The organism is Rathayibacter rubneri (assembly GCF_023743255.1).
Classification (GTDB): Bacteria; Actinomycetota; Actinomycetes; order Actinomycetales; family Microbacteriaceae; genus Rathayibacter; species Rathayibacter rubneri.
This window is the reverse complement of the sequence record NZ_JAMRYM010000003.1, coordinates 149,539-159,121: the sequence shown is the minus strand read 5'-3', so window position 1 is coordinate 159,121 and position 9,583 is coordinate 149,539. Positions and strand designations below refer to the sequence as shown.

The window sequence follows — 9,583 nt, the reverse complement described above, 5'->3', positions numbered from 1 at the left end:
TCCCTACGGTAAAAAACGTGGATCCGAAGCGTTCGTAAGCTTCGGAACGCGCCAGGGATCCTGGGTATGGCCAGAAGGCTTCAGCCCGCTGATGGCATGCCGTGATTTGCCACCCGGGATCCCGCAACGACTCGACCGCTCATTGAGAAACGCGATTGATCGCCCTGTAGGGACTTGCCGGCTTGGTCGCTGAAGGCGCGCACGAAACAACCTCGAGGAAGGACAAGCGCGTGCCGCAACTCTGGGCCGGTATCGATGCCGGCAAGACCCACCACCACTGCGTCGTCATCGACGCCGACGGGAACAAGCTCCTCTCCCGCCGCTTCGCCAACCGCGAACCCGAGATCCTCACCCTCCTCGGTGATGTGACGAGCGCACAGACCGGCGCCCAGATCACTTGGACCACGGACCTGAACCACGGCGGCGTCGGCTTGTTGCAGGCCGTCCTCTCCGACCACGGGCACGCCCTGCATTACATTCCGGGCAGAGCAGTCCACCACGCAGCGAACACCTACCGCGGCGAAGCGAAAACCGACGCCAAGGACGCCGTGATCATCGCCGACCAAGCCCGGATGCGCCACGACCTCGAACCCATCCGACAGATCGACGATGTGTCCGCCGAGCTCCGGTTACTCTCCGCGCGGCGCGAGGACCTCGTCCACGACCGCACCCGCGCCGCCAACCGCCTCCGCTCGACCCTCGCGCACTACTTCCCCGCACTCGAGGCTGCCTTCAACTACGCGAGCACGAAGTCACCGCTGCTCCTGCTGACCAAGTACCAGACCCCCTCAGCACTACGACGCGTCGGACAACGACGGCTCACGAACTGGCTCAAGAACCACGGTGCTCGCACGCCAGCAGCTCTGGCGAGCACTGCACTCACAGCCGCAGCGGAACAGCACACTTCCGTCCACGGCGAAGCAGCAGCAGCTCGCCTCGTCAGCCAGATCGCCCACGACCTGCTCCGCCTACGCCAAGAACTCCTCGACCTCGACGCCGAGATCAACACGCGACTGACGAGTCACCCGCACGCCGAACTCCTCATGAGCATCCCAGGATTCGGGCCGCGCCTCGCAGCTGACTTTTTCGCCGCCACGGGCGCGGACCTCTCGCACTTTGAAACGCCCGATCGGCTTGCCAGCTTCGCCGGCCTCGCCCCAGCAACACACGACTCGGGCAAAGTCTCCGGAAACCACCACCGACCACGCCGCTACGACCGCCGACTCCTCAACGCCTGTTTTCAAGCGGCGTTCATCGCCTCCATGCACTGCGCCACATCCCGAGCGTTCTACGAACGCAAACGCCGCGAAGGAAAGACGCACAAGCAGGCTCTCATCGCCCTCGCCCGTCGGCGCATCAACGTCATCTGGGCCATCCTCCGAGACGGCACACCATTCGCGCCCACCAACTCCTCCACATGAGAAGACCGACTGGAGATCGGCGCTTGCCAACGCGGCGTTAAGAGGTGGCCGCCCTAAGCCGCTAGCGATTCCTCAGCAGAGGCTCCCGGGTTGCGGCTCGCTACGCGATTTGCGCGGACTCGTGCCGCGCCACCCGGTCGCGGTGTCCAGCTCGGCGTTCGGTGATGAGGAAGACCACGAGGAGGACGACTCCGACCAGGATCACGACGATATTGCCGAGCTGCGCGAAGGACGCGAGGGCGCCGGTCGCCGGGTAGGTGCCCTGCATGAAGATGCTGGGGTCCGTGCTGGCGTGCAGCAGGATCGGCGCGAGGATCGTGCGGGTCACACGCAGCGCGAGGTACATGCAGAAGCCGAAGAAGAACGTGTAAAGCATCTGCAGCAGCGTCGACAGCAGAGGCTGGCCGATGAACAGGTTGGTCGCGTGCAGCAGGGCGAACAGTGCTGCCGAAACAAGACCCACGGCGATCTCCGATCGACCTGAGGAGCGCATGATCCGCACGACATACCCGCGGGTGAGGACCTCTTCGGAGAAGCCGATGACAAGCCCGGCGAGCAGCCACGCGGCCACCCAATCGAAACCCGCGGCGGAATAGTCGACGCTCGCGAACCGCATCACGTTGAACAGCAGCACGACCGCGATCGCGATCCACATCCAGCCACCGCCACGGATCGGCTGTCGCTCGAACGTGCTCCGCAGCCAGCCGACGCTCGCTCCGAATCCGACCAAAATGAGGCCGCCGATCAGCACCGGCACGACGATAAGCACGACGACGTAGCTCGCAGAGCCCTCGTCTCCGATGAAAGGCACGAACGGCGCCATGAGCAAAGACGCCGGCTCGTAGATCGCGAGATACCCAACAGCGAGGACCAGCGCCTTCCACCACCGCCCCTGGTCCCAGAAGCGCGCCCATCCCGATCGTCCAACAGTGGTGTCCATAGAACACTTCCCCCCAGGTCACGCTCAGTAGACCACACCCGACGAAATCCCCAGGAAACTGCCGTTCTAGCTTGCGAACTTGATTGAGAATCACGGCAAAGAAACGTGAGCCCACCGGGCGAACATCAGCGGCCGGCACCGCCGGCCGGGCCTCTGGGCGGCGCTCCGTCGCCGCTGCACGAGCGCAGCTCGCGCCCCGGAACGGGGACGCCGGGGAGTGTGAGGGGGGACGCCCCTCACGGGCTACCTACCTATCTAGGTAGGTAGCCCGCTCCCGTTCAGCTCGCCGCGGCCGATTCCTGAGCTGCCTTCTCGGCTGCGGCCTGGCGGGCTGCGTCGACTTCGGCGGCGGTGCTGTGCCCCTGGATGTCGGAGTAGGCGACTTTGTAGGGGCGGGTTCTGTCGTTCCAGTCGAGGGCGACGGTCACGCTCTTGGGGTTCACACGGGTCACGACGTGCCAGCCGAACCGGTGCTTGATCGCGTCGCCCTTGTTGATCGTGTCGCGGCTGTGGATCGTGACCTGTCCGGCGGCGGCCTGCGCCTCGTGGACGTCCGACCAGTAGTCGCGCTGGTCTTCGAGCTGCGCGCGCTGGGTGAGCAGCCGCTCCCGGTAGTCGCCGGTCGCGGGGGCGGTCGTCTCGATGTATCCGCCGCCGAAGTTGTGGGAGCTGCCCTCGATCTTCCGCATGTATCCGCGGATGTCGGTGTCGAGGCGGTCGATGCGGCGGGCGACCATTCCGGGGGCGTAGCGGTGTTCGGTAGTCCCGGCGGCGACGTCGGCGCGGGCGCGGGCGCGGGTGGCCTCGCGGTCGGCCTCGACGCTGCGGCCCATCGCGTTGTGGGCCTTCTCGATCGCGTTACGTTGCCGCGTCTCGGAGTGGTGGCCGATCTTGATCGGCTCGCCACCCTCGGGGAGCCGGTCGAATGCGCGGCGCGCGGCCGCGTCGGCGGTGTCGGCGTCCGCGATGCGCCGGTCGGCCTTCGCGTCGAGCGCGTCGACGCGGGCGGCCTGGCGCTCGAGGGTCGCCGCCTCCGCTTCGGCGGTCGGGCGGAACGTCTCTTCGGCCTCGATGGTGACCTCGTGTCCCGCGTCGCGCAGGGCGGTCGCGGCGCGGTTGATGGTCCACCACTTCGGCAGGCGGTCGCGGGACTGCGGGACGTACCAGGCGCCGATGGAGCGGCCCCAGCGCCAGCCGGTCGCCTTGAGGATCTCGGCGGTGCCGTCGCCGCGGCTGGTGCCCTCGATGAGGGTTCCGGCTTCGGGGGTGTGGGTGATGGTGAGCATGTCGGTTCTCCTTCTCGGTTCGGGGGTTCAGTCGTTGTCGCGGTAGTCGGCGGGCGTCTCGCTGCGGTCGTGCAGCGCGTACGCGGCCGGGTACAGGTCGAGCGCTCGCGCGACGTCGACCGGAACGACGACGTAGGCGCCGGAGGCCATGTAGCCGACGCGATCCGCGGGCAGGGCCTCGACGGGCTCGAAGTGCTGCAACGTCACCCCGGGAAGTCCCGCGCGTCCCTCGCGGGTGACCAGGTGCACGGCGGGGGTCTGCTCGGTCACCGGGTCGCGGCCACCGGCGCCGACGATGACCACCTGACGGGCGGTCCGGCTGATCCCGTCCGCCCCGGGTCCGTGGTACTCGCTCTTGATGACTTCGGTACGGGTGCCGCGCTGCTGGCTCATGGTGTGTCTCTCTCTGGCTGATCGTTTTTCTTTGCCTCTCCGGCGGGGAAGACCGTTTGAGTGGAGGCGGCGGAGTGACGCCGATCACGAGCGATGTGAGGGAGCGCAGCGACCGCGTTCGGGATCGGTGGCACGCAGCCGGTGGAGCGAAATAGGTTGAAACCGCGGAGAGGTGAAGAAAACGCAGGGGAACGGGCCGCACAGCGGCCGCCCTCCCCCGGCATCGCCGGTGCCGCGTCTCGCGGCCCCCGGAACGGGTAGAGGGAGGGTGCAAGCTGGCGGGCGCCGCCGGCAGTGGGTCTAGCGGCTTCGGTCGCCGCGGTCCGGCGCCTGCGCCGGCGTCGTGGTGGGGAAGCTGCGGGTGACGGTCGCTCGTGCTTGCGCGAGGGTCGTGTCGATCAGTGGTTCTCCGAAGGCGGTGCGCGACTTGTCGACGTCGAGCGTGCGCGGTTGTCCTTCGGCGGGGGTGCTGTAGCGGCGGTAGCGCATGACGGTCGGTCCGGTGTCGGCCAGCTGCTCGGCGGCGACCTCGGGGAGGGAGCGGCCGTCCGGTCCGGCGTAGACGCCGCGGGCGTACTCGCTGGGCACCCATCGGCCGCCGAGCTCGTCGGCGCCGTCGAGGGCGCGTTCGTAGGACTGCTGCCAGCGGCCGGCGATGCGCGACTCCGACAGCTCGAACGGGACCTCCACGTCGATGACCTCGACGCTGTAGCCGGCGGATCCGAGTCGCTGCCCCAGCTCGACGGCCTTCTCGGGTGAGGAGAGCACGGTGTCGATCACGACGTTCAGCCCGTCCCGCACCGCTTCGTTGCGGACGCGGATCGCGAGCTGGGATGACTCCTCGTGGACGAGGGAGGCCAGCTCGAGCGGGAAGAACCGCTCCCCCGCCGCCTCGGCGGCGTGGACCTCGGGCGGCATGATCGCGCGGTCGTAGCTTCCGTCCTTGATCGCCTCCGTGAGCAGGGCGCGCTTGAACTCGTCCGCGTCGACGGTGATCCACGCGCCGCGGTCGGCGCCGAGCACGTCCGCGAGGACGGTCGACTTCCCGGCCCCGGGCGGGCCGGCGAGGATGATCGCCTTCCGCTCTGCACGGACGTCGGGGAACTCGTCGCGGTAGGCGGCGACCATGCGGTCGTGCAGCTGGCGGCGCGCAGCGCGCGGCCGGTCCACGCCGTCAGGGCCGCGGACGAACCAGTCTCTGTTGTTGACCGTCGCCCGCTCGCTGGCAGGGCTCAGCGGGCCGCCGGCCCGAGCCCACTCGCGCACCGTCTCGCGGTGCGCGGCGATCGCTGACGAGTCCTCGCCCGTCACCGACCTTGCTCGCTGTAACGGGTCAGGATCTCGTCGTACATCTCCGCGTCGATCAGGTGCTCGCTGAACGCGCGCTCGACGTCCTCGAACTCCCCCGCGTCCGCGGTCGTCCAGTCGAAGCCGTCGCTGGGCGAGCCGGGCCGGTAGGACCAGCGGCCGAGCTCATCGATGGTCTGCTCCCGCGTCAGCTCGCCGGCGTCATAGCGCTGGGCGATCTCGTACGTGGTGGCGCCGGAGAAGCCGGGGCGCACGTCCGGCACAGCGGCCGCGGACTTCAAGGCGCTGTTGACGGAGGGCTGGGAGATACCGATCAGACGCGCGAGCTGCGTCTGCGTGGTGCCCTGCGCAGCACGACGCAGCTCCCGCAGATACGACACTCTCGTCACGACCTGACGGCTGCGCAGCCGGCGAACGGTGTCCCCATCGGGCGTCTGAGCGATCGACATGGCAACCACCTCCTATAGATCATTCTATCGAAGGGCCATCTCGGTCAGTAGAGATGCCCAAGCGGAGGACCTACTCAAGGATGGCTGCCATGGACGACTCGCCCCTGAGTCTGTTACTTACAGACCAACAGACTTCCGAATTTCCGCCTCCGACCCGCCCGCGATCTGATCGCTTTTCTCGAGAAGAAGATCGATCGCTACTCGGATGAGGGTGTTCTCCGTGATTCGCTCGGTCCCGGCAGGCCTGGTTCGCGTGAGTCGACGCGCGTGCGCAGTCAGTGCGGTGTACTGATCGTCTCGAACTCTCGCCTCCTTCCTGGCGAAGGATCGGTAGCCAACTTCCTCCACTGGATCCCGCCGAGCTGCCGGAGCGGCGTCCCCCGTCCGACTTGTCTTGAACGCCGGGGCGGGCTCCACCGCCTCTGGTGGTGCCACGGGCGGGGTAGGAGACAAATTCGCCTGAGCTGGCGTGGACAGCATCGCGCTGAGGTCCTGACGGGCCATTAGGAGCTCCTCGGGGTCGAGTGCGCCCAGATGGAGGTTAGCTCCAGGGCGACCGCGTTGTAGTCGTAAATCGCGTTGGCGGTTTGTCTGGTGTCTGGGTACTGCGTCACAACGTCTCCGGTGAGCGGTGAATCGCTGATCGATTTGTACTGTCGTATGTGCTGCTTGAAGCGAGGGAGCTTGAGGCTTACGTCTACGAGATTGACCCAGTCTTCGAGGAGGTTCGGTACACGCATGTCCACCTTGCCGAGCAAGACTCGATACGGAATGTCTCGCGGCTCGATGAGCTTGCTGATCGTGTTGCGCGTCGGACCGACAGCAAGCGCTTCTGGAACCATCGGCACGATCGCGAAGTCGGAGACGTCGAGAACGGCACCGAGGATTGCCGTATCAGTCAGGTTCCCTGGCGTATCCACGAAGACCACGTCATACGGCAGCTCCCGCAGCCGTACGAGCGTGCTGGGGTCGGTGTTCTCCGCGAAGTCGAAGGGCAGCCGCTCCCCCGCCCGAGCCGCCCACATGGTCGTCGACTGTTGGGGGTCGACGTCGACCACGAGCACTCGCGCATTCTTGGCGGCGACAGCCGCAAGGTTCATCAAACTCGTCGTCTTCCCGACCCCGCCCTTCTGATTTGCCAGGGACACGATGCGCATAGATGCTCCGATCACTTCCGTAGTTACAGACTACCAAAGTTCGGTTGAAGCTCACAAACATCGGAAGTCTGTCACTTACGAAGTGTGGTTGGCCGTTGCCCTCGACGACCCAAGCCGCACCTGGTCGTCCTCCGAGCAGGGCTGGCGCATCGACGGATGCCTACGGCGCAGATCTCTTCTAGCGCTCGAGTTCGGCTCGTTCCACCAGAGCCAGGTGGTGCGCCGGAAGTCCTCCGCTGCCATTGCCAGCAGCTTCGGCCCGTCGTCTACGTCTACGATCTACAGAACTCCGAAGTCTGTAACTCTGTATATATGCCCTCGTCGGTCTTCTTTGTCGCACTGCGCCCCCGTCTTGCAATGTGACCCACGGAGTTCGTGACTCTGGTACTTACAGACCCTGTCGTCCGGCGAGCTACAGACTTACGGACTCCGTAGTTCTACACATTCCAAAGTGTGGTTGACCGTTGCCCTCGACGACCCAAGCCGCACCTGGTCGTCCTCCGAGCAGGACTGGCGCATCGACGGATGCCTGCGGCGCAGATCCCTTCTAGCGCTTGAGTTCGGCTCGTTTCACCAGGGCCAGGTGGTGCGCCGGAAGTCCTCCGCTGCCATTGCCAGCAGCTTCGCCCGTCGTCTACGTCTACGATCTACAGAACCCCGAAGTCTGTAACTCTGTAGAGGTGCCCTCGTCGGTCTTCTGCGTCGCATTGCCCCCCGTCGAGCGATGCGACCTACGAAGTTCGTGACTCTGGTACCTACAGATCAATGTCCTCCGACGAGCTAAACACTTACAGACTCCGTAGTTCTGAACCTTCCGGAGTTCGGAACTCTTACCGCAATCGGACTGACGTCTCCGCATGCCTGCAGCTGCGGTCAGTGCGCGAATGCCGTCGCCAGTTCGCCCCAGTGGGTCGTGGAGCGCGGGGAGAGTGCGCCGCGTTTCATCGTCAAGACGGGTCCCTTGCGGATCCCGGCGAGTCCGAGGCCGACGGCGGAGCGGCCGTGGCGCTTGGTCACGGCGTCGATGGTGGCGCCGAGGCCCTTGGTGTCGAAGGCGGTATCGAAGACGTCGAGGAAGGCGTGGGAGTTCTTGGGGGAGAGGTTGGTGAGGATGACGCCGGCCCGGACGTACCGCGCTCTCTCGCGCAAACGCGGCCGCAGCGTGCCGATGGCGGCCTTGACGATCGCTACCGGGTCGTCGGTAGGGACAGGGAAGCCGGCGAGGCCGCCTGCGGACTCGTAGGGCGTGTCCGCGAACGGCGACGTCGACGCGAACACGCTCATCGTCTTCGTCACCGACTCCTGCGCACGGAGGCGGTGCGCGGCGCGTTGCGCGTAGACGGAGAGCACCTGCTCCATGTCTGCGATCGTCGTCACGGGGGTGGCGAAGGAGCGGGAGAAGATCAGCTGGTCGCGGACGGTGCGGGCAGCTTCCAGGGGGATGCAGTCGATGCCGCGCAGCTCGTAGACGGAGCGCTGCAGGACGACGGAGAACTTCTTCCGGATAAGGGCGGGGTCCGCGTCGCGGAGGTCGCGGATGCTGTGGATGTTCAGTTCCGCGAGTCGCTTCCCGGTGCGGCCGGCGACGCCCCACAGTTCGGTGACGTGCTGGGAGGCCATGAGCGTGTCGAGCTGCTCGGGGGTGTACCAGTCGGTGTCGCAGACGCCGCCGAGCGCGGGGTGCTTCTTGGCGCCGCCCTTGTTGACGAACTTCGCGAGGGTCTTGCTGGGTCCGAAGCCGACGCAGACGGGCAGGCCTACGTTTCGGGCGACGGCGGCGCGCATGGCGCGGCCGATTTTGGCTCGCTCGGCAACGTTGCCGTCGATGCCGAGGAAGGATTCGTCGATGGAGTAAACCTCTTGCCAGGCGGAGTAGCGGCCGAGGAGTTCCATGACGCGGGCGGAGAGCTCGCCGTAGAGCTCGTAGTTGCTGGAGCGGGCGATGACTTCTGGGAGGCGGCCGGAGCGGATGAGGGGTTCGATCTTGAACCAGGGGGTGCCGTTCTCGATGCCGAGCTGTTTGGCCTCGTCGGAGCGGGCGACCACGCAGCCGTCGTTGTTGGAGAGGACGACGACGGGCCGGCGCTGCAGCTTGGGGTCGAAGAGCCGCTCGCAGGAGACGTAGAACGAGTTCACGTCGACCAAGCCGATGCGCCGCTCAGAGCGCACGATGCAGGTGGTGCAGGCAGACGGTGACAACGCCCCACACTTGGAGGTCGCTGAGCTCCTGGACGTGGATCGGCGGGTATTCGGGGTTCTCGGCGCGCAGGGTCACGCCGCTGGGGGAGAGCTCGAGGCGTTTGACGGTCAGCTCGCCGTCGAGGATCGCGACGACGACGTTGCCGTGCTTGGGGGTGAGGGAGCGGTCGACGACGAGTTCGTCGCCGTCGCTGATTCCGGCGCCGATCATGCTTTCCCCGGAGACGCGGACGATGAATGTCGAGGTCTTGTCGCGGATCAAGTGGTCGTTGAGGTCGAGGGAGCCGTCGAAGTAGTCCTGCGCGGGGGAGGGGAACCCGGCCGCGACTGCTTCGCCGGCGACGAGGAATGCAAGCGTCACGGTGTCCAGTGAGGGGATCGAGATTCGCTCCACGATCGCCACGCTCATCCAGCCACCTCCGCACTATTC

9 protein-coding genes are annotated in these 9,583 nt (G+C 66.4%); 1 reads left to right on the top strand and 8 read right to left on the bottom strand.

Features of this window, described 5'->3' with window-relative positions; all coding sequences use genetic code 11:
- Positions 1-230: 230 nt before the first annotated feature.
- Entirely contained in the window at positions 231-1,421 is a 1,191-nt protein-coding gene (locus NB037_RS02505) for an IS110 family RNA-guided transposase (protein ID WP_251943347.1), read from the top strand.
- A gap of 100 nt (positions 1,422-1,521) precedes the next feature.
- Here NB037_RS02505 and NB037_RS02500 read toward each other — a convergent pair whose 3' ends face one another.
- The 8 genes from NB037_RS02500 to NB037_RS02465 all read right to left on the bottom strand — a co-directional run bounded on the left by NB037_RS02500 (position 1,522) and on the right by NB037_RS02465 (position 9,562).
- The gene (locus tag NB037_RS02500; RefSeq protein WP_251943345.1) at positions 1,522-2,361 is read right to left on the bottom strand and encodes a CPBP family intramembrane glutamic endopeptidase; all 840 of its coding nucleotides are present in this window, start codon (positions 2,359-2,361) and stop codon (positions 1,522-1,524) included.
- 278 nt (positions 2,362-2,639) lie between these two features.
- Positions 2,640-3,647 carry a DUF3560 domain-containing protein gene (locus tag NB037_RS02495; RefSeq protein WP_251943343.1) on the bottom strand — a complete coding sequence of 336 codons (1,008 nt, stop codon included), beginning with the start codon at positions 3,645-3,647 and terminating at the stop codon, positions 2,640-2,642.
- A gap of 27 nt (positions 3,648-3,674) precedes the next feature.
- On the bottom strand, positions 3,675-4,040 hold the full coding sequence (locus NB037_RS02490; protein WP_251943341.1) for a hypothetical protein: 366 nt from the start codon (positions 4,038-4,040) through the stop codon (positions 3,675-3,677).
- Positions 4,041-4,340: 300 nt separating this feature from the next.
- The gene (locus NB037_RS02485; protein WP_251943339.1) at positions 4,341-5,351 is read right to left on the bottom strand and encodes a zeta toxin family protein; all 1,011 of its coding nucleotides are present in this window, start codon (positions 5,349-5,351) and stop codon (positions 4,341-4,343) included.
- Complete coding sequence (locus NB037_RS02480; protein ID WP_251943337.1) at positions 5,348-5,797, bottom strand: helix-turn-helix domain-containing protein; 450 nt, start codon at positions 5,795-5,797, stop codon at positions 5,348-5,350. The genes NB037_RS02485 and NB037_RS02480 overlap by 4 nt, the downstream gene beginning before the upstream one ends.
- 503 nt (positions 5,798-6,300) lie before the next feature.
- A complete protein-coding gene (locus NB037_RS02475) occupies positions 6,301-6,954 on the bottom strand; it encodes a ParA family protein (RefSeq protein WP_251943335.1) in 654 nt (217 codons plus the stop codon).
- Positions 6,955-7,827: 873 nt separating this feature from the next.
- Positions 7,828-9,123: a Y-family DNA polymerase gene (locus NB037_RS02470; RefSeq protein ID WP_251943333.1), complete on the bottom strand. Its 1,296-nt coding sequence runs from the start codon at positions 9,121-9,123 to the stop codon at positions 7,828-7,830.
- Positions 9,113-9,562 (bottom strand): LexA family protein, encoded by a 450-nt coding sequence (locus NB037_RS02465; protein WP_251943331.1) that lies wholly within the window; start codon positions 9,560-9,562, stop codon positions 9,113-9,115. The genes NB037_RS02470 and NB037_RS02465 overlap by 11 nt, the downstream gene beginning before the upstream one ends.
- Positions 9,563-9,583 lie beyond the last annotated feature (21 nt).